Origin of the sequence: Kitasatospora sp. NPDC059327 (genome assembly GCF_042752535.1) — a bacterium.
In the GTDB taxonomy this organism is placed as follows: Bacteria; Actinomycetota; Actinomycetes; order Streptomycetales; family Streptomycetaceae; genus Kitasatospora.
In genome coordinates this window covers 1-18,544 of the sequence record NZ_JBHYYB010000055.1, presented here as the reverse complement: position 1 = coordinate 18,544, position 18,544 = coordinate 1, and the positions used below count along the sequence as shown (strand labels likewise).

Genomic DNA, 18,544 nt, shown 5'->3' with positions numbered 1-18,544 from the left:
AGGTCCGGTGTCGGGGTCGGGTCCGTCCGGTCCGGTGTCGGGGTCGGGTCCGTCCGGTCCGGTGTCGGGGTCGGGTCCGTCCGGTCCGGTGTCGGGGTCGGGTCCGTCTGGTCCGGTCGGTGGTCCGGGCTCGTCCGGTCCGGTGCCGGCAACCGGACGGGCGCGGGTGAAGCTCGAGGTGCTGGTGCCTGTCGCGAGGCAGGCCGCCGCGCGGGCTGGCCGTACCAACCGGGAAGTCGTGGCCGCTGGGCTCCGGAAGGAGGGCTACTCCATCAGCAACGCGCGCATGGGCCTGCTGCTGCAGATGATCGAGGACACCGACGCCAAACCTCCGCCGACCTCCCCATCCGGCTCCGCCCGCCCGTCGCATTCCGTCGCACCGCGCCCCCACCCCACGCCCAACTCGCTTCCGAGGAAACGCCCATGACTTGCACTGCCACGCCGAAGACCACGCCCGATGCCCTGATGAGCCTTCTTCTGGAGCAGCGCCTCGTCCGCACCGCCACCGCCGCCAGCGACGGCAGCTGGCTCGTCCGCCGGACCGTTCACGGGCCCAAGGTCGTCCTGGAGAACCCGATCGAGGTCATGGACTACGGGCTCGGGCTGCTCCTCGACGCCAAGCTCGAACTGGAGGAATCCGCCGCCTGATCTGGGCAAAGTGCTTGCGCAGTACCGCAGTTCGGTGCCTGAGCGCTTGGCCCCTACGGCGCAGCAAGCTATCGCGAAAGCCGGGCTTACGCCCGGTTTTCGCACTTGCCCTCGCCCCCAGGAGGGGCGAGGGAGACCGAGGACGAGTCGAGCGGGGGCGCTCGACTCGTCCTCGGTCTCCCGGCACCAGGGGGTGCCGGGATGGAGAAGGAGGAGGAGACGATCGAGCTGCTGAACGACGCCACCGAGCTGACCGCTGAGCCGACTGCCGACGCGCCGCCCGCGCGCCGCCCGCGCCGTCGCCACCGCGACCCCCAGAGCCGCACGTGCAAGCTGACCGTGCGTCTGAACATTGAAGAGAAAACCGAGATCGACACCGCCGCCGCTGCCCGCGCCGTCACCGTCGGTCGCTTCCTCGCGACCAGCGCCCTCAGCGCCGCCCGCGGAACACCCGCTGACCGCGACCCCCAAGACCGCCTCGACCGCGCCGTCGACGAGCTTGCCGCCTCCCGCGCGCAGCTCGCCCGCGTCGGCAACAACCTCAACCAGATGGTCTTCGGCCTCAATGCCGCCGGCTACGTTCAGCCGGCAGAGCTGGCCCCGACCCTCGGAGCCGTCCGCGCCGCGGTCGCTGCGGTAGACGACGCCGCCGCCCAGCTGGTCGCCGGTGGACCAATTGGTCCCTGATATCAGCCGCGGCAGCAAGACGTACGGCCTGTTGGCCTACCTCTATGGCCCCGGCAAGCACGACGAACACTTCGACCCACACCTGGTGGCGAGCTGGGACGGCTTCGCGCCCGACCCCGGCCGCGACCCCGCAGCGAACCTGAAGCAGCTGGAGCAGGTCCTGGACCTGCGGGTCAACCAGCTCGGACCGAGGCGACCGAAGAAGCACGTCTGGCACTGCCCCGTCAGCGCCGACCCCGACGACCGGCTGCTCACCGACGAGGAGTGGGCCGAGGTTGCCCGCCGCGTCGTCGCCGCCGCCGGCATCGCCGAGCCCGGCGACCCGGACGGATGCCGTTGGATCGCGGTCCGCCACGACCCGCGCCACATCCACATCATGGCCACCGTCGTACGCGGCGACGGGCGCCAAGCCCGCCTCAACGGTGACGCCCAGCGCGCCCAGGACGAGTGCCGGCAGATCGAGAAGGACCTCGGCCTCAAGCAGCTCAATCCCGGCGACAAGACCGCCGCCAAGCGCCCGACCAGCGCGGAAACCCACAAAGCCGAGCGGCTCGGACGACCGGAACCCGTCCGCCTCCAGCTGCGGGACCAGGTGCGCCGCGCCGTCGCGGGCTGCGCGAGCGAAGCCGAGTTCTTCGACCGCCTCGCCGCCGCTGGCCTGCTGGTGCAGCGGCGCATCGGACCCTCCGGAGACACCCTGGGGTACTCGGTCGCTGATCCGGACGACCTCAACGGCAAGGGCGACCCGGTCTACTTCCCCGGCTCGAAGCTGGCCCCCGACCTCTCCCTCCCACGCATCCGCAAGCGGCTGAGCGGCGGCGTCCGGGCCGCCGGGGCGAGCACCGCCGAGCAGGGCGACCCGGCCACCGGCAAGTCCCGTGTATCCGGCTCCAGGGCCGCCCGCGCCCGCCGGGACGCCGCCGCCGCGGTCGACAACGCCACCCGGACCATAGAGGAAGGGAGCGAAGAGGACGCAGCGGGGCAGCTGGTCGGCGCGATCGAGATCATCGACGTGCTGGCCGTTCGCGCTCCGGCCGACACAAGGGCCCAACTCATAGTTGCAGCAAGGGCATTCGAGCGGGCAGCACGCTCCCACGTGCGCGCCGAGCGGGCCGACAACCGGGCAGTGCGAGCAGCTGCCCGCGAGATGCTCAGCAGCGGCTACACCGGGAACCGGGGCGAGGACGGCGGCGTGACCGCCATGCTGCTGTCGGCCCTGATCCTGCTGGCCATCGCCTCCGCCCGGTGGCACTCCGCGCGCTCGCACGCTCAGCAGGCCGCCGCCGCCAGCGCCGCGGCCGAGCAGCTGCGGGCGGCGTACGCCACGGTGGCCGCCCGCCCGATGGCGGCCATGGCCGCGCGGGGTCGCTCCCTGCCGTCACCGGTGCGCGAGCGCCAGGACGCGGTGATCCGGGCGAAGCTGCCCGAAGCCGTGGTCGGCGAGAGCGGCGAGAGCGACTGGGACGCGCTCGCGGCCTCCCTCGCGGAGGCGGAGGCGGCTGGCCACGACCCGGCCGCGCTCCTGGAGAAGGCCAGGAGCCGCCGCGAACTCGACACCGCGGACTCCGTCACCGCCGTCATGGTCTGGCGGGTCCGCCGGATCGCGAAGCTGTCGGCCGCGCCCTCGGCCAGTCCCGAGGGGCCCGGCGTCCGCGCCCGGACCGACGGCCCGGCGGCTCCGGCATCCGTCCAGGGGCGTCAGGCCCGCAACAGCCGGCGCTGAACCTCCCGGGGTTGTTCCTCGCGCAGACCTACCCGAGGAACAACCCCGGCGAAGCCGCAGCAGCTACTCCTCCCAGCTGCCCCAGCTGCCGTAGCTGTCCGGGCCGTCCCCGTTGGGGAACGCGAAGTCGTCGAGCATCGGCTCGCCGCAGTAGCACTCGCCGTCGAGGCACTCCGGCCTCCGGGCGCAGCGGCCAGAGGGTTCGGGGAGCGGGGGCATCGGCGGGAGCGGGGCTTGCCGCTGGACGCGGACCACGGCCGAGACCACCTCGCCGTCCTTCCAGACCCCTGTCGCCAGCAGCTCGTAGTCGTCGGGCCCGCCCGTGTCGGAGTTGTCGATCGTCACTGCATACCTCCCGAGATTCGCTTACCGTCAGGTCAGCACCAGAGCCGCGAGGGGGAGTTGAGGTCGGAGGGGAACATCCGCGGCCAGCACTCCTGCCGCAGAGTGTTCGGCTCGGTGACGATGAAGCAGTTCCTGCCATTACGGGGGTGATGAAGCCCTGCTTCTGGGCTCCGGCTGCCACGCCCTCAACAGATTGTTACCCCTCCCAGGGGAAATGAGGGCCCGTTCGGCAGCAAGCTTGGGATCCCGCTGACCTAGTTGTTACCCCTCCGAGGGGCGATGAGACTCGACCCGGTCGAGCGGGCCGCGCTGCAGGTGTGGCGGTTGCTACCCCTCCGAGGGGGCGATGAGAATTCGAAGCAGCCTTCCGTCTGCGAGCCCCCGGCTAGTTGCTACCCCTCCAAGGGTCGATGAGACCGCGCGGAGCACTTCTTCGGCGGTGGCACCGACTAGTTGCTACTCCTTTGAGGGGCGATGAGACGACCTACCTTCAGGACTGGGACGTGCGAATGCACTAGTTGGTCCCCCCCGAGGGGCTATGAGCCCACGTCGCTGCCGAGGAGCAGCGCGAGCTGTGGCTGTTGCTACCCCTGCCAGGGGAAAAGAGTCATGGGCGCCGGCCTGCGTGCCTACCTGTCCGTGGTGGTGTTGCTACCCCTCGGAGGGGCGATGAGGCCACCGGGGCCTCCGTCGCCAAACGCGAGATGTATACGTTGCTACCCCTCGGGGGCGATGAGACCTCATCTGCACCGTGCCGCTGGAGAAGTGGACCAGGTTGCTACCCCTCCGAGGGGCGATCAGCCGGCGGCGCTGAGCTACCTGCTGCTCCAGACGCAGCTGTTGCCACCCCTTCAAGGAGCAACGATGAGACAGGAGACGATCGGCTGCGGCCTCGACCGCATTCGACCGCTCCGCCGGGTTACTCACCCGCCGATGGGCGATGAGGCGACTCGCCCTCCGCCTACACCATAGCCATGGACTTGTTGCTACCCCTCCGAGGGGCAGTGAGTTGCTGTGTCTACGGGTCACTCGCACCTGGCTGACCAGATTGCAACCCCTCCTTGGGACGATGGGCCGGGTGAGGTGACGCTCTTCGTCGCGCACTCGCTCCGATTGCCACCCCTCTGAGGGGCGATGAGACCTACGGCCGGTCCTCCGAGACGACGACGCCGATCATGTTGCTACCCCTCCGAGGAGCGATGAGACCCGGCGGCTACGGCGCGTCCGGGTCGCTGACGCTGACGTTGCTACCCCTCCGAGGGGCGACGAGGCCCACGCCGGGTACCCCCGTGCGGTACGACGTCTGGGAGTTGCTGCCCCTCCGAGGGACGATGAGCCCGACAAATCCGACGGGAGCGCTTGTCCGGGCAGCGCACCTTGTTACCCCTCCGAGGGGCTATGAGCCCACGTTGCTGCCGAGAAGCAGCGCGAGCTGTGGCTGTTGCTACCCTTCCGAGGGGCGATGAGACCCCAGCGCGTCCATCAGGCGCATCAGGTCCCAGACGTTGCTACCCCTCCGAGGGGCGGTGAGACCAGCGACCGCGCAAAGCTCGCGCACAACGCCACGTTGTTGCTACGCCTCCCAGGGACGATGAGCTGGAGGACCCGATGAAGCCCGGAACGCCCGTTCAGTAGTTGATACCCCTCCCAGGGGCGATGAGAAGGTCTCCGTGATCGGCACCGCCTGCTGGGACCTCGTGTTGCTACCCCTCCGAGGGGCGATGAGACTACGTGGACCCGGAGGTGGACGAGGCGCCATGGTAGTTGCTACCCCTCGAGGGGTGATAAGCCACAGGGCGTGCCAACGCCCGGCATGAGATGGCTGATCACGTTGCTACCCCTCCGACGGGTGATGAGCCTTCAACAAGCGGATACGTAGTTGGCGGTCTGAGCCTGTTGCTACCCCTCCGAGGGACGATGAGGCGAATCCGGCCCACTGGTCGCCGGTGGACTATGCGACGTTGCTACCCCTCCCAGGTGCGATGAGACGAAGATCTACGTCAACCCGATCGTCGCCCTCATCTGGTTGCTACCCCTCCGAGGGGCGATGAGGCCGGCACGGTCATCACCTGGTGGGTGAAGCTCCCCAGGTTACTACCCCTCGCAGGGGCGATGAGGCGAAATCCTGGCCGGTCACCTGGTGCTGCTGACCAGGTTGCTACCCCTTCCTGGGGGTGATGAAGTGGCCTCCCCGGCGACGACCTTGCGGACGTAGGTCGGGTTGCTACCCCTCCCAAGGGCAATGAGGCGCTCGCTGATGAAGTCTGCTTCCTACTGCCCTACTCGTTGCTAACCCTCCCAGGGGCGATGAGGCGTTCCTGGCGGCAGAGTCGGGAGATCCGGTCATGATGTTGCTACCCCTCCCAGAGGCGATGAGACCGCACCGACGATCTTCCAGATCAGGACGATCCTCGCGTTGCTGCCCCTCCCTGGGGCGATGAGGCGACAGTAAACGGGCTTCGGGAGAAGCTACGGAAGCTGTTGTTACCCCTCCCAGGGGCGATGAGATGCATCAATGAACTCGTCCTGCGGACGCTCTTCCTCTAGTTGCTACCCCTCCCAGGGGCGATGAGACCACGACCACTGAGCCGGACCAAGCGCGGCCTGGGCATGTTGCTACCCCTCCCAGGGGCGATGAGACCCGGCGGCCGCGCAAACTCGCCGGCCCGGCGTACATGTTGCTACCCCTCTCAGGGGCGATGAGACCCTGCTCACCCGGGGACACACCATCGCGCAGATCGCGTTGCTACCCCTCTCAGGGGCGATGAGACCCGATGGTAAAGCTACAGGTCAGACGCCGGATATGACTGGCCAGTGAGTCAGGTTCTGCAGTGGGAGTCCGGTGATGCTGTTGGCCATGTCATGGCGCTGGGGTGCGCAGCTTGGCGTTGGTCTGGGTGGTCTTGTTCAACGGTAGGGCATCGCGTGGTGCCCGGGGTCGTGGGTGACTGTGCGCAATCTTGTGACGGCTGTCAGTGGTGCAGTTTAGGGTCCTGGACTGTGCGGCTGGCGGTTCGTCAGCTTGCTGGTTTGTCATGCCGTTTGAGCTTTGGAGTGCGGGATGAGGGTGCGGCTGGCCGTGGTGACGGCGGCGGAGGAGGTGCCGTGGGGCAGCGTGCTGGCCCCTGGCCGGGGGGTGGTCTACGACGTGCTGGGGCGGGTGGCTCCGGAGCTTGGGCGCCGGTTGCACGAGCACGGTGAGGGGCCCCACGGGATGGCGCCGTTCGGGCATGGTGCGCCTGTGTTCTCGTCCGCACGGCGGCGGCCGGGGCGGTATGCGGCTGGTGGGCGGGGGGTGGTCGAGTTCGGCAGCCCGGTGCCGGCCATCGTGGAGGCGCTGGCGGCAGGGTTCGCGGAGCGCGAGTTGTTGGACTGGGGTGGGGTCGCCCTGCGCCTGACGGGCTTTGGCCTGGTGGAGCCGCCGGAGTTTGCGGATGGCCGGGCGGTGTTGCGGACGTCAACTCCGGTGGTGATGAAGGGCTCCGGCTACAGTCCGGATGGAGTGCGCGGGCCGCGTCAGGCGTGGGTGCTGCCGACAGAGCTGGAGTGGGCGGGCTACTTCCAGGGGAACCTGCGGCGCAAGGCCGAGACCTTGGGCCTGGATGCCGGGGTCAGCCTGGAGTCGGTGTCCTGGGTAGGGCCGAAGAGGTCATTCGCGGTGGGGCAGGGTGCCAAGCCTGGGGCCGCCGTCGAGGTGGAGCTGTCCGGAGCGCCGGAGACGCTGCGGGCCTTGTGGAGCTGGGGCCTGGGCCAGGCGAACTCGGCCGGGTTCGGCTGGGTGGCGGCATGAGCGCGCCGGCTCGCGGTGACCTCGGCCAGGCCCGACTGGTGCTGACCGCGCACCCCCTGCAGCGGGTCGGGGCGTTCGCGCTCGCGGCCCTGGCTGGCGACGGCTCTCCGGAGGAGACCACCGAGGCTGAGTTCGAGGCGGCGCTGTCACAGATGGCCCGGGACGCGCTGAGTGCAGCGCTCGGACGCGACAGCAAGGCCGCGGACGGTTTCTGGTTGAAAGTCAGCTACTCCTTCTTCCCCAACACCGCGATGAACCACCCCAGCAACGGCAAGCGCACCGATGCCGAGATCACGGAGCGGGTGGAGCAGTGGCGGACTCTGCCCCCGCCGTCCGGCTGGCCGCCCACGGTGTGCTCGCTGTGTTCACGGCAGGCGGTCGGGTACTACGGGAAGAGCGACGTGCCGCTCGCCGAGAGCCAGTCGTACCGCAACACCACCCCGCGAGGCCACGAGGGCATGGCCTTGTGCTGGCCGTGCCTGTGCAGCTTCTACGCGCTGCCCTACGGGGTGCGCCTGACCGGCGGCCCGTCCATCGCCCTGCACAGCTGGGACGACGACTTCCTCCAGCACGCCGTGGCCGAGCAGGTCGACCACAACCGGATGCTCGCCGCCACCGGCACCGCCAGCAAACGGCAGACCGGCGCGCAGGAAGTCGTCGCACTTGTCGCGCTGCGCACCCACCGCCGACCGATGGGCGCTGCCGTCGACCTCATGGTGTTCAACAACAACAACCGCGGCCAGGAGCTGGAGACCCACGCGCTGGAGCAGCCGCTGGCCGAGTGGCTGCGCCGCACCCAGCGGCTGGCTGACCGGCGTGCGGGTTTCGCGGAGCTGGTGCGCGCCCACGCCAGTTCGTCGACTCCCGGGCTCGTGACCTTGGCCCGCAACGTCTTCCGCTCGCCCAGCCGGATCGTGTCCGCCGGCCACGGCCGGCTGCTCGGCGGCCTGACCCGAACCGGGCGTGACCGGTCTAGGGCCGAGGCCCTGGCCGTGCTGCTCAACTCCTTCGCGACCGAGGTAATGCTGATGACCGAGAAAGACCTGGCCGAGATCGCCAGGACAGCCCGCAACGTGGCCGCGCTGCTGAACACCGCCACCACCGGCGGCCAGCTGCGGAGCTTCCGCACCCTGCTGCGCGACCCGTCGAAGCTGCGCGCGTGGCTCACATCCCAGGGCGTGCAGTGGACCGTCAAGCCACCCGCCGGAGCTGCCGGCCCGCTGGTGACCGAGCGGGCCTTCGAGCTGCTGTTCAGCCCGGTCTCGCAGAACCCGGCCTGGTTCCACCGGGACATGCTCCTGGTCGGTGTGCTGCAGGAACTGAACTCGCTCGGCTGGAAGCCCGAGCAACCGGAGGAGGAGAGCGAGGAGGATCTCGATCCCCGCGACCTCGAAGCCCTGACGTTCGACACGGAGGATGAGCAGCAGTGACGTACCTGGTTGGCAAGATCGTTCTGGATGTGGTGGCGGGAGCCCCGAACAACGGACTGGCGGAGGACAACAACGGCAAGGTCAAGCAGTTGCGGGTGGGCCGCGACGCCTACCCGTACGTGTCTGCGCAGGCGTTCCGCCGCTGGCTGCGCGACAGCCTGCCTGTGCAGGAGTCGCGGTCGCCGGTGACCCGCAGCGGTTCCGGCGCGAAGCAGCAGGCGTACACCGCGGGCCGCCCGGATCTGCACCTGGACGACGACCTGTTCGGGTACATGGTGGCGGTGAAGAAGGAGAGCTACGGTCGCGAGACGGTGCTGGCGACCGGCACGTTCGTCTCCGTCGTCCCCCAGCGCCCGACCAGTGACTTCGGCACCATGAGCCGGGACTTCCCTGCCGGCGAGCATCCGGTGATCCACTCCCACGAGCTCTACAGCGCCGTCCTGGCCGGGGACGTGCTCCTGGACCTTCCCCGTGTCGGTGTCTTCGAGACGGACGGCACCGGCCTGCGTACCGCGCTGAGCCCGGCCTCCGCCGAGGAGGCCGTAAAGGCGGGTGCCGAGAAGACGACTCTGCGCGGCACCGGCGCGGTCAAGCTGCCGCTGGCGGAGCGCCGGCGGCGGGTGAACACCGTGCTGCGCACGCTCGCTGCGGTGCGCGGCGGCGCGAAGCAGGCCCTCCACTACGGTGACCGCGCCCCGGCGCTGGTACTGCTCGCCTCGGTCAAGGGCGGGGTGAACCCGTTCACCCGGATCGTCGGCGCCGACGACGGCCGGGTGGTCTTCCAGGCCGATGTGCTGCGCGAGGAGATCGCGGCGTGGAGCGACGAGCTGGACGGCCCGGTGCTGGTCGGCTGGTCGCCCGGGTTCCTCGGTGACCAGCGCGAGCGGGCCGTCAAGGACCTCGCCGACCTCGTCGACAGCGGCGCGGTGATCTTCGGGCACCCCCGGGTGATCCTGAACGGCCTGGCCGACCGGATCGGTGCGGGCGAGCACGACGCCTGGTTCGAGGACCCCGCGGCATGACGGCCGCCTCGGTCACGGCGCTACGGGTGAGGCTGACCGCGCCGGTGGTCTCCTTCCGCAACCACCTGTACGCCGGTGTGCAGGTCACCCATCCCTGCCCGCCCCCGTCCACCGTCGCGGGCATGCTCGCGGCAGCGGCCGGCGGCTGGGACGAGGTCGACATCGGCCTGCGGTTCGCCATGGCCTTCCACGCCGCCGGAAGCGGCATCGACCTGGAGACCTACCACCCACTGGAGGCGACGGGGAAGGCCACGACCCCAGTGCCGCGCACCCGCGAGTTCCTCGCCGACGCCACCGTGCACGTCTGGCTGCTGGACGACACCGAGATGTGGCGCAGCCGGCTCCGGCGACCGGTGTGGCCGCTGCGGCTCGGCCGGAGCCAAGACCTCGTCGGAATCCGCCTTGACCACACCGTCCTCACCCCGGTCGAGGGCGAGCAGCGCGGGGCCGTCGTCGCCACCTTCCCGAAGGCTCAGGGGACGCTGTTGCGGCTGCCGACGTCGGTGGCCCCGGGGCGGGAGCGGACCGTCTGGGGCGACTACCGGCACGACGCCACCGCCCGCAGCAGCACCCTGGTGCCCGGAAGCTGGTCGGACGCCGACGGCCAGGCCGTCCTGCTGCTGCCGCCGGTCCACCCCGGCGCCCACTTCACCACCGCCGTCAGCCCGGCCTGACCCGGCAACAGAAGGAGACACCGATGGGCACGAGCGCCGATCCCCTGCGGACGCTGCTGGCCAAGAGCACCCGCGGCGCCGTGCCCCCCGAAGAGCTGACAGCGCACCTGGAGGCCACCTTGGCGGCCGGGATCGAGCTCGCCCGGCGGGTCGGCCGGATCGAGGCCGCCGAGCGCGTGCTGGACGGCCGGTTCTGGCCGGCCGCCCAGCTGAGCGGGCTGTACCACGACGGCGGCAAACTCCCCGACGGCTGCCAGCAGATGCTCCTCGGCCGGCTGCGCTCCTGGGGCGAACGGCACGAGGTCGTCTCCCTGGGCTTCCTGCTGGCCCTGGTCCCGGACGAGCAGCTGCTCGGGTGGGTGGCGGCAGGTGTCGCCACCCACCACCGCGCCCTGACCGGCAGCAACGGCCGTGATCTGCGCTTCCTCTACGACGGCCTGACAGCGGATGAACTCGCGAAGCGGATCGGCCCGATCGACGAGAACGCGGTGACGGCGCTGCTCGGCTGGCTGCACACCACCGCAGCCACCGCCCTGCTCCCCACCACCCACAAGACCGGCGCGCTGACCAGCACCGGCCTCACCGACACGGCGCACGGCATCCTCACCGAGCTGCTGAACCGCTGGGACCGGCGGGTGGCCGCCGACGTCGGCCTGGCCGCCGTCCTGCTCCAAGGAGCGGTGACGGTCGCCGACCACCTCTCCTCCGCCCACGGCTGTCTCCACACCTTCCAGCCGTTCGACCACCGCTTCCGGCCGGCCCTCGAAGAGCAGATGGCCACCAAGGGCCGGGTGCTGCGCGAGCACCAGCTCCGCGCGGCCGAGGCCAGCGGTCACCTGCTCCTGCGCGCGCCCACCGGGAGCGGCAAGACCGAGGCCGTGCTGCTGTGGGCGGCCCGCCAGGTCACCGAGCTCGCCCAGCACACAGGCGGGGTGCCCAGGGTCTTCTTCACCCTGCCCTACCTCGCCTCCATCAACGCGATGGCCGACCGCTTCGCCGATCTCCTCGGCGATCCGGAGCTGGTCGGTGTCGCCCATTCCCGCGCCGCCTCCTACCACCTGGCCGCCGCTATCCGCTCCACCGACAACCCCGACGAGGACGAACAGGCCGGGCCCTGCCAGCAGAGCGAGGCGTCCAAGGCCCTGTCCCGTGCTGCGTTCACCCGCCTGTTCCGCGAGAGTGTCCGGGTGGGCACCCCCTACCAGCTGTTCCGCGCCGCGCTGGCGGGCTCGGCCCACGCCGGCCTGCTCGTGGACGCCGCGAACTCGGTGTTCATCCTGGACGAGCTGCACGCCTACGACTCCCGCCGCCTCGGCTACATCCTCGCCACGGCCCGGCTGTGGGAACGCCTGGGCGGACGGATCGCCGTCGTCTCCGCCACCCTGCCCGACGTCCTCGCCGACCTCTTCGAGGACACGCTCGCCCAGACGCCCACCCTCGTGGACACCCCGGATCTCGGCCTGCCACCCCGCCATCGCCTGCAAGTCCGCCAGCACCACCTCACCGACCCGGCCACCACCCACGAGATCCGCGCCCGGCTCGACCGGGGCCAGAGCGTCCTGGTCGTCGCCAACAACGTCGCCCACGCCCTAGCCCTCTTCGCCGAACTCGCCCCGCACAGCCGGGCCCTCCACGGCGACGACAGCGCCTTCCTCCTGCACTCCCGCTTCACCCGACAGGACCGCAACCGCATCGAGCAGAACATCCGAAACCGATTCGCCAGCGCATCAGCCCACCGCCGCCCCGGGCTGCTGGTCGCCACCCAGGTCGTCGAGGTCAGCCTCGACCTCGACCTCGATGTCCTCTTCACCGCCGCGGCACCGCTGGAAGCCCTCCTCCAGCGGTTCGGCCGCGTCAACCGCCTCGGCGCACGCGAGCTGGCCGACGTCATCGTCCACGCACCGGCATGGACCCGCCGACGCAACCAGCCGGGTGAGTTCGCCGACGGCATCTATCCCCGTGAGCCGGTCAAGGCCGGCTGGCAGCGCCTGCTCGAACACCAGAACCGCATCGTGAGTGAGGCCGACGCGACCGGCTGGCTCAACACCATCTACGCCACCGGCTGGGGCCAGCGCTGGCACAACGAAGTCACCACCCATCGCGACACCTTCGACAGCGCCTTCCTCACCTTCCGCCGTCCCTTCGCCGACCGCACCGACCTCGCCCAGACCTTCGACGAACTCTTCGACGGCACCGAAGCCATCCTCGAGCAGCACCGCGCCGCCTACACCCAAGCCCTCACCCAGGGCACTGCCGCCGAAGGACGCCTCGTCGCCGACCAGTACCTCATCCCCATGCCCGCCTGGGCCGCCCCACTCAGCCGCTACGAAAAAGCCCTCAGCGTCCGCATTCTTGACGCCGACTATGACCCCGACCTCGGCCTCCTCGCCGTCCGCGGCCCCCACCGACACGCCTACCAGACCAGCCAGGTCGTGTGACGGCCGCCGGCGCATCAACAACGCACGATAGGTACGCTCATCGCCCCGTTCAGGGGTAGCAACCCCTTGAAGCCGAGCACCAGGGCGAAGGCTCAGCGGGTCTCATCGCGCCCGGCGGAGTAGCAACTAGCGCAGACCAGCGGTAGCAGTACCACCGTGCCTGTTCTCATCGCCCCTGAAAAGGGGTATCAACTACCACTCCCAAGAGTCGAAGCCGAAGGTTCTGCCGCCCTGATCTGCCTTTGAAGGGGCGGCAACTCCAAGGAGCACAGGTCGAGGGCGGCGATGCCAATCCCCTTGCTACTGGACTTGGTTGAGTGATGTCGGAGCCGTTGGCCTGACAGCGCTGTCACTCGCTGGACTTCGTACTGCGCCAGCTCGCCGCCACCGCGCGCACCAGGAGGCAAGCCGCGCGGGCCCGGCCGGTGACAGGGCCGCGCGCTGCGCGGTGGCGCAATGGCCGAGAGCCCACCGGATAGGGCTCGTGGCGCCCCTGGCGCTTTGATCAATCCGCATGGATCACCCAAGCGCGGCTTATACCACATGATCGGCGCGATGCGTCGGGCTGCATGGCACGGAGTCTTGGGGTCCGCCCGCCGACGAACGCGATCGACGCTCCGTCGGCGGGCGCACCACTCAGCCGCCGACCGCCAGCAGGAGCAGCATGTCCGTCTTCCCGTTCACGGAGTCCGGCGACCGCGCCGAGCGTGCCCAGCGCCGGGCGCCGCAGGGCGACCGGGATTGGCTGCTGCGCTGCTACGTGCTGCGCGGCACCGACGCCCTCGCGGGCTCGGTGATCACCTACGCCGTGCCGCTGCTGGTCCTCACCCTCACCCACTCGGTGGTGTGGACCGGGGCGGCGTTCCTGCTGGAGTGGCTGCCCAGGCTCGCCGCGATCGTCCTCGGCGGCCCGCTGGTGGACCGGCACAGCCCGCAGACCGCGGTCCTGGCGACCAGCCTGGCGCGCGGCGGGGCCGCCCTGCTCACCCTGGTGGGGATGAGCATGGGCCTCGGAGTACCCGTCGTGCTCGCCTTCGGCGTGGTGGCCGGGATGCTTGCCGAAGGCAGCTTCCTCGCGGTCGAGTCGCTCGGGTCGGAGGCGAGCCGGCGAGCCGGTGCCCAGGCGCACCGGGTGCAGTCGCGGTTCACCGCGATCGACCAGAGCGCAGCCCTGCTGGGCCCGCTGATCGGCGGTGCGCTGCTGCTCGCCGGTCCGGCGCTCCTGCTCGCCGCCGTGGCGATTCTGTCCGCCGTCACCATCACCATGGCGCTGGTCATGCGTACCCCGCGCGTGCGCCTGCGCCTGGTCGCCGAGCAGCGCCGCGAGCGGGCCCGTGACGCCCTGGCTGGCGGTCTGAAGGGAGTGCTCGGCACCCCGGCCCTGGCCTGGCTGGTCGCCACGCTCGCCGCCGCGAACCTGCTGTCCGGCCTTCTGCAGGTGTCCACACCGATCACCGTCACTCGGGAGCTGCACCACAGCACCGCCGCCACCGGCCTGGTGTGGAGCGTCGCGGCGGGCGCCTCCCTGCTGGCCGTCCTCGCCGCGAAGCCGGCCATCGACCGGCACGGACTTTTCCCCGTGATCCTCGCCTCCTGCGTCGTCACCTGCGCAGCCGCCGCCGGAGCTGCCATCGCACCGACCCTGGTCACCTACACCGCGGCGGTCGCCACGCTGATGGCCGCCGAGGGTGCCGCGATGGTCGCCCTGCGCACCGCCCGTGCCCGCCTGATTCCTGCCCGGCGCTTCGGCGCGACCTTGGCGGTCTGCGTCCTGCTCGTCTTGGCCCCGCTCCCGCTGGCCGGCCTGCTGGTCGCCGTCGTCCCCGCTGGCGGCGTGCGTGCCCTGCTGTTCGCCGGAGCGGCCGCCGTCACCGTCGCCACCGGCTTCTGCCTGGTCGGCCTCCACCGCCACCGGCACTCCTACGAGCAGCCGGCCGCCGAGCCCGCCGCCCAGGACGAAGTCCTCCAGGCCGAAGCCGCCTGACCCTCCCCCGCCTGCAACCCCTTGGAGACCGCCACCGCATGACCCTGCCCCGCACCGCCGTACCCCAGGTCACCGCCCGCTGGTACGAGCACCCCGCCGCCGCACCGGCCGACACCCGGCGGGCGCCGCACCCCTCCCGCACCCGGACCTGGGCGAGCGCCTGGTCGACACTGACCACCGAGCGGATCCTGGAACACCACCACCTCCACCTGACCGACCCCGCCACCGGGGACGCCGAGACCGTCTCCTACTTCCTCACCGCCGCCGACGGCTGCCCGTACTGGACGAGCCAGGAGACCGACGCCGACGTCCCCCCGGTGTGGAGCGGAACCGTGCTGTACGCCGGGAACAGCCCGCACGCCGAGTACGGCGGAGCCGGAACCGCGACCGCCACGATGGCCTCCGCCACCACCCGGGCCGGCCTCGACCTCGCCGCCCGGCTCGGCGCCAGCGCCCTCGTCCACCCCGGACTCGACCGGCACCAGGCCGACCGGCTGACCGCCGCCGCCCACGCCGCCGGTGCAGGACAGGTCCTGGACCTGGCCACCGACGTCGCCTGGACCCGCACCCTCGGGCCGACCATCGAGCAGTGGTGGCAGGGCATGCCTTCGCGCCAGCGCCGGGACATCCGCCGCCGCTGGCGCCGCGGCACCGAAGCCGGCCTCGTCCTCGACCCGCTCACCACCAGCCGCGACATCCTCGACGCCGTCCCCGCCTTCGCCCCAATGGCCGCCGGCACCGCCGACCGCCACGGAACGAGGTTGTACGGCAGCGACATGTTCGAGCAGCTGGTCGCCGTACCCGGCACCGTCCTGCTCGCCGCCCGCCACGACGGCCGCCTCGTCGGCGGGATCTACGGCTGGCTGTATGACGGCTGCCTCTACCTCTGGGCGTCCGGCCTCGACTACGAGCACCCGGCCGCACCGCTCGTCTACACGTGGCTGATGTGCGAGTCCGCCCGCTGGGCGATCGACCAAGGCGCGATCCTCATTGACGCCGGACGGGCCAACCACCTGGCGAAGGCGCGCTTGGGCTACCGGCCACGCATCCTGCGCACCGTCGTCCACCTGATCGGCCACCAGCCCGACACCGAACACGCGCTGCGACGGCTGTCGCAGCGCCTTGGCAACCAGGCCGCCCCGCACCTGCCCCCGCCGGCCCGCTGGTGAACACCGCCGTGCCCGCCGACCCGCCCACCGCGCCGCCCCGTACCGGAAGGACCCGCATGACCACCACCAACACCCCGACGAACGACACCCGTGACGAGGGGGTGCTCCTGGTCCTGGGCTCGGGGGATATGGCCTACAGGTCGTACTGTCTCGCCTCCGCCGCCGGGCGCAGCCCGCTGGTCCTGGTGAACGCCACCGACCCGACCTGGCAGCTGGACCACGTCCGCGACCACGAGGTGGCCCACCTCGGCGACCTGGAGGAACTGCGGTGGGCGGTCGGCCGTCTCGCCGAGCGGCACGACATCAAGGGCGTCGTGACGTGGGACGAGTACGCGCTGGTGCCGGCCGCGCACGTCGCCGCCGACCTCGGCGTGCCCGGCCAGTCCTCGGCCACCGCCGCGGCCTGCCGCAACAAGGCCGCCTCGCGGGCGGTCTGGGCGTCGGAAGGGGTGCCGTCCGCCCAGTCGATCCGGGTCACCTCCCTGGTGACCGCCGCCCGCGCGGCCCGCCGCATCGGATACCCCGTGGTCCTCAAGCCGGCCTCCCACGCGGGCAGCATCGGCGTGATCAAGGTGGAGAACCCCGACGACCTGCCGGCCGGCTTCGCCTACACCAACGGCCGGGCCGAGGACCAGGGCGAGGAGGGCAGCGGCATCCTCGTCGAGGAGTACCTGGACGGCCCCGAGATCTCGGTGGAGTGCGTCACGGTGCGCGGCATCACCACCGCAGTCGCCGTCACCCGCAAGCGCCTCGGGCCCGAGCCCCACTTCGAGGAGGTCGGCCACGTCGTGGCCGCCGACGACCCGCTCCTCGCCCAGGTCGGCCCGGTCGCCGAGGCGGCCATGGACGCCCTCGGCATGAACTCCGGCGTCTCCCACGTCGAAATGCGCCTGACCGCCGACGGCGCTCGGTTGATCGAGGCCAACGGGCGCATCGGCGGAGACTTGATCGGACACCTGGTGCGCCTGGCGACCGGGATCGACCTCGCCGCCGCGGCGGCCGACATCGCCCTCGGCCGCGAACCCGACCTCACCCCCACCCGCGCCGCCTCCGCCGGCGTCCGCTTCCTCTACCCGGCCACCTCCGGCACCGTCCGCACCGCCCGCCCCCGACCCGAACTGGGCAACCCCGCCTGGCTGGAGCGCCTGGTGTGGGAGTGCGAGCCGGGCCGGCAGGTCCTCTTGCCCCCGGCCGGCGACCTCGGCACCGCCCGCCTGGGACACCTGGTGGTCACCGGCACCGATGCCGCCCAGGTCCACGAGCACCTCGCCCACGCCGTGGGCCTGCTCGACATCGCGGTCGACCCCGCCCCGGCCGCGGGCTGACCCACCGAAGCGACGGCGGGCCCGGCGCACTGCTCGCGCCGGGCCCGCCCCGCGACCGTATCCACTCGCCCGCACCGACGACAGCCCCAGGCCCGAGCCGACAACCGAGAACAAGGACCGTGGACCTCCCCTCCTACGCCACCGCCCTCGCCGCCCGCCTGCCCGGCACCTGGACGGCCGAACACCACCAGCACCTCGATGCGGACATGGCCGACATCGTCTCGATGCTCGCCCTCGGCCCCATCCGGCTGGCCGACTTCCGCAACGCCTCCGTCCTCACCGACCCCGCCCGGCCGATCGGACTCCTCGTCACCGAGGAGCAGCCCGCCACCGGGTACGGCTACTCGATCCGCTCGATCGCCCTGACCGACGGACACTCCTACACCCAGCAGGCGCTCGCCGCTGAACAGCTCGACCTCGCCCTCCCCGCGGACCCGGAGACCGCAGCAGCCGGCATCGAGCGCACGCTGCTGCCCCTCCACGACCGACTCCAGGCCCGGCACCGGCTCGCCGTCCTGGAAGAAGCCCTCCAGGGTGCCCAACTGGCCCTCGACCACTGGGACTCGATCTCCGACGGCCTCTGCGACGACGACGGCTGGCCGCTGGACGAGCAGCTCTACGACGACGGCAAGGTCCGCCGCGACGCCACCGCGCTCGCCCACCTCCAGCGGGTCCTGCCCCACGCCGACGCCCTCCTCCGAGACGGCCGCGCCGCGCACCAACTCCTGCCCCCCGGGCCGGAAGCGGACCGGAGCGGCTACTACCTGCGCACCCTGGCCGGCACCTTCGAGGGCGCCAACCGGACCCTCGACGAGTGGAAGCCCGCACTGCAGCGCCACAGCCGGGCGGACGGGACACCGATCGAGCCCGGCCGCACCGCCGCGGTCGAGGAACGCAACGCGGAGATGTGGTCGGACGTCGGCACCTGGCTCAGCGCCGGACCTGTCCTCGCCGCCCTCCTGCGTGGAGCTGCCGTCCCCGCCGAGCCGGCCGGCCGCACCGCCGCCGCGGAGGCACGCTCACCCCGACTACCCGCGGCGGGTTCCTCCCTCGTCGTGCAGGTCCTGCGCGCCGAGCAGGCCGACCGGAACCGCGCACCGCGCAGGTGAAGCCTGTACTCCGACGCGGCCGGCCTCGTTCCCACGGATTCCGGCGCGGGCGGAGAGTTCGGCGGTCAGAGCGTCGGACCTTGCAGGCTGCCGCTCACAGTCGGTTGTGACTGAGTGCTTCACTTGGCGGCTTGAGCGTTGGCTGGGCAGGGTATCGCCAGAGTTGGGCCTATGGGCCTGGTTTGGGTGATTTCGCCCGC

Annotated in this window: 13 protein-coding genes; 12 read left to right on the top strand and 1 reads right to left on the bottom strand. The window is 71.3% G+C overall.

Going from position 1 to position 18,544, the window contains the following annotated elements:
• Window positions 1-423 precede the first annotated feature (423 nt).
• The 3 genes from ACFXHB_RS28265 to ACFXHB_RS28255 all read left to right on the top strand — a co-directional run bounded on the left by ACFXHB_RS28265 (window position 424) and on the right by ACFXHB_RS28255 (window position 3,058).
• Window positions 424-648, top strand: a complete 225-nt coding sequence (locus tag ACFXHB_RS28265; RefSeq protein WP_380577479.1) for a hypothetical protein — start codon at window positions 424-426, stop codon at window positions 646-648.
• Between the two features lie 201 nt (window positions 649-849).
• Window positions 850-1,335 carry a plasmid mobilization protein gene (locus ACFXHB_RS28260; protein WP_380577478.1) on the top strand — a complete coding sequence of 162 codons (486 nt, stop codon included), beginning with the start codon at window positions 850-852 and terminating at the stop codon, window positions 1,333-1,335.
• Window positions 1,325-3,058 carry a relaxase/mobilization nuclease domain-containing protein gene (locus tag ACFXHB_RS28255; protein ID WP_380577477.1) on the top strand — a complete coding sequence of 578 codons (1,734 nt, stop codon included), beginning with the start codon at window positions 1,325-1,327 and terminating at the stop codon, window positions 3,056-3,058. The genes ACFXHB_RS28260 and ACFXHB_RS28255 overlap by 11 nt, the downstream gene beginning before the upstream one ends.
• Window positions 3,059-3,121: 63 nt before the next feature.
• Here the strand turns inward: ACFXHB_RS28255 and ACFXHB_RS28250 are convergent, their stop codons facing one another.
• Window positions 3,122-3,403 carry a hypothetical protein gene (locus ACFXHB_RS28250; protein ID WP_380577476.1) on the bottom strand — a complete coding sequence of 94 codons (282 nt, stop codon included), beginning with the start codon at window positions 3,401-3,403 and terminating at the stop codon, window positions 3,122-3,124.
• A 3,061-nt stretch (window positions 3,404-6,464) separates the two neighbouring features.
• Here ACFXHB_RS28250 and ACFXHB_RS28245 point away from each other — a divergent pair.
• The 9 genes from ACFXHB_RS28245 (at window position 6,465) to ACFXHB_RS28205 (ending at window position 18,344) form a co-directional block, all read left to right on the top strand.
• Window positions 6,465-7,193, top strand: a complete 729-nt coding sequence (locus tag ACFXHB_RS28245; RefSeq protein ID WP_380577475.1) for a CRISPR-associated endoribonuclease Cas6 — start codon at window positions 6,465-6,467, stop codon at window positions 7,191-7,193.
• The gene (locus tag ACFXHB_RS28240; RefSeq protein WP_380577474.1) at window positions 7,190-8,623 is read left to right on the top strand and encodes a hypothetical protein; all 1,434 of its coding nucleotides are present in this window, start codon (window positions 7,190-7,192) and stop codon (window positions 8,621-8,623) included. The genes ACFXHB_RS28245 and ACFXHB_RS28240 overlap by 4 nt, the downstream gene beginning before the upstream one ends.
• Window positions 8,620-9,645 (top strand): type I-B CRISPR-associated protein Cas7/Cst2/DevR, encoded by a 1,026-nt coding sequence (gene cas7i, locus ACFXHB_RS28235; RefSeq protein ID WP_380577473.1) that lies wholly within the window; start codon window positions 8,620-8,622, stop codon window positions 9,643-9,645. The genes ACFXHB_RS28240 and cas7i overlap by 4 nt, the downstream gene beginning before the upstream one ends.
• Window positions 9,642-10,319, top strand: a complete 678-nt coding sequence (gene cas5 / locus ACFXHB_RS28230) for a CRISPR-associated protein Cas5 (RefSeq protein ID WP_380577472.1) — start codon at window positions 9,642-9,644, stop codon at window positions 10,317-10,319. Before cas7i ends, cas5 begins: the two co-directional genes overlap by 4 nt.
• A 23-nt stretch (window positions 10,320-10,342) precedes the next feature.
• Window positions 10,343-12,757, top strand: coding sequence for a CRISPR-associated helicase Cas3' (gene cas3, locus ACFXHB_RS28225; RefSeq protein WP_380577471.1), 2,415 nt, complete (start codon window positions 10,343-10,345; stop codon window positions 12,755-12,757).
• A gap of 664 nt (window positions 12,758-13,421) precedes the next feature.
• Entirely contained in the window at window positions 13,422-14,741 is a 1,320-nt protein-coding gene (locus ACFXHB_RS28220; protein ID WP_380577470.1) for an MFS transporter, read from the top strand.
• 38 nt (window positions 14,742-14,779) lie between these two features.
• Window positions 14,780-15,910 (top strand): GNAT family N-acetyltransferase, encoded by a 1,131-nt coding sequence (locus ACFXHB_RS28215; protein WP_380577469.1) that lies wholly within the window; start codon window positions 14,780-14,782, stop codon window positions 15,908-15,910.
• A gap of 56 nt (window positions 15,911-15,966) precedes the next feature.
• Window positions 15,967-17,235 carry an ATP-grasp domain-containing protein gene (locus ACFXHB_RS28210; protein ID WP_380577468.1) on the top strand — a complete coding sequence of 423 codons (1,269 nt, stop codon included), beginning with the start codon at window positions 15,967-15,969 and terminating at the stop codon, window positions 17,233-17,235.
• 119 nt (window positions 17,236-17,354) lie between these two features.
• On the top strand, window positions 17,355-18,344 hold the full coding sequence (locus tag ACFXHB_RS28205) for a hypothetical protein (RefSeq protein ID WP_380577467.1): 990 nt from the start codon (window positions 17,355-17,357) through the stop codon (window positions 18,342-18,344).
• Window positions 18,345-18,544: the final 200 nt, after the last annotated feature.

Bases quoted from the DNA above. Each gene is read 5' to 3' on its own strand.
- ACFXHB_RS28265 (WP_380577479.1), top strand. From the start codon at position 424: ATGACTTGCACTGCCACGCCGAAGACCACGCCCGATGCCCTGATGAGC.
- ACFXHB_RS28260 (WP_380577478.1), top strand. From the start codon at position 850: ATGGAGAAGGAGGAGGAGACGATCGAGCTGCTGAACGACGCCACCGAG.
- ACFXHB_RS28245 (WP_380577475.1), top strand. From the start codon at position 6,465: ATGAGGGTGCGGCTGGCCGTGGTGACGGCGGCGGAGGAGGTGCCGTGG.
- ACFXHB_RS28240 (WP_380577474.1), top strand. From the start codon at position 7,190: ATGAGCGCGCCGGCTCGCGGTGACCTCGGCCAGGCCCGACTGGTGCTG.
- cas5 (WP_380577472.1), top strand. From the start codon at position 9,642: ATGACGGCCGCCTCGGTCACGGCGCTACGGGTGAGGCTGACCGCGCCG.
- cas3 (WP_380577471.1), top strand. From the start codon at position 10,343: ATGGGCACGAGCGCCGATCCCCTGCGGACGCTGCTGGCCAAGAGCACC.
- ACFXHB_RS28220 (WP_380577470.1), top strand. From the start codon at position 13,422: ATGTCCGTCTTCCCGTTCACGGAGTCCGGCGACCGCGCCGAGCGTGCC.
- ACFXHB_RS28215 (WP_380577469.1), top strand. From the start codon at position 14,780: ATGACCCTGCCCCGCACCGCCGTACCCCAGGTCACCGCCCGCTGGTAC.
- ACFXHB_RS28210 (WP_380577468.1), top strand. From the start codon at position 15,967: ATGACCACCACCAACACCCCGACGAACGACACCCGTGACGAGGGGGTG.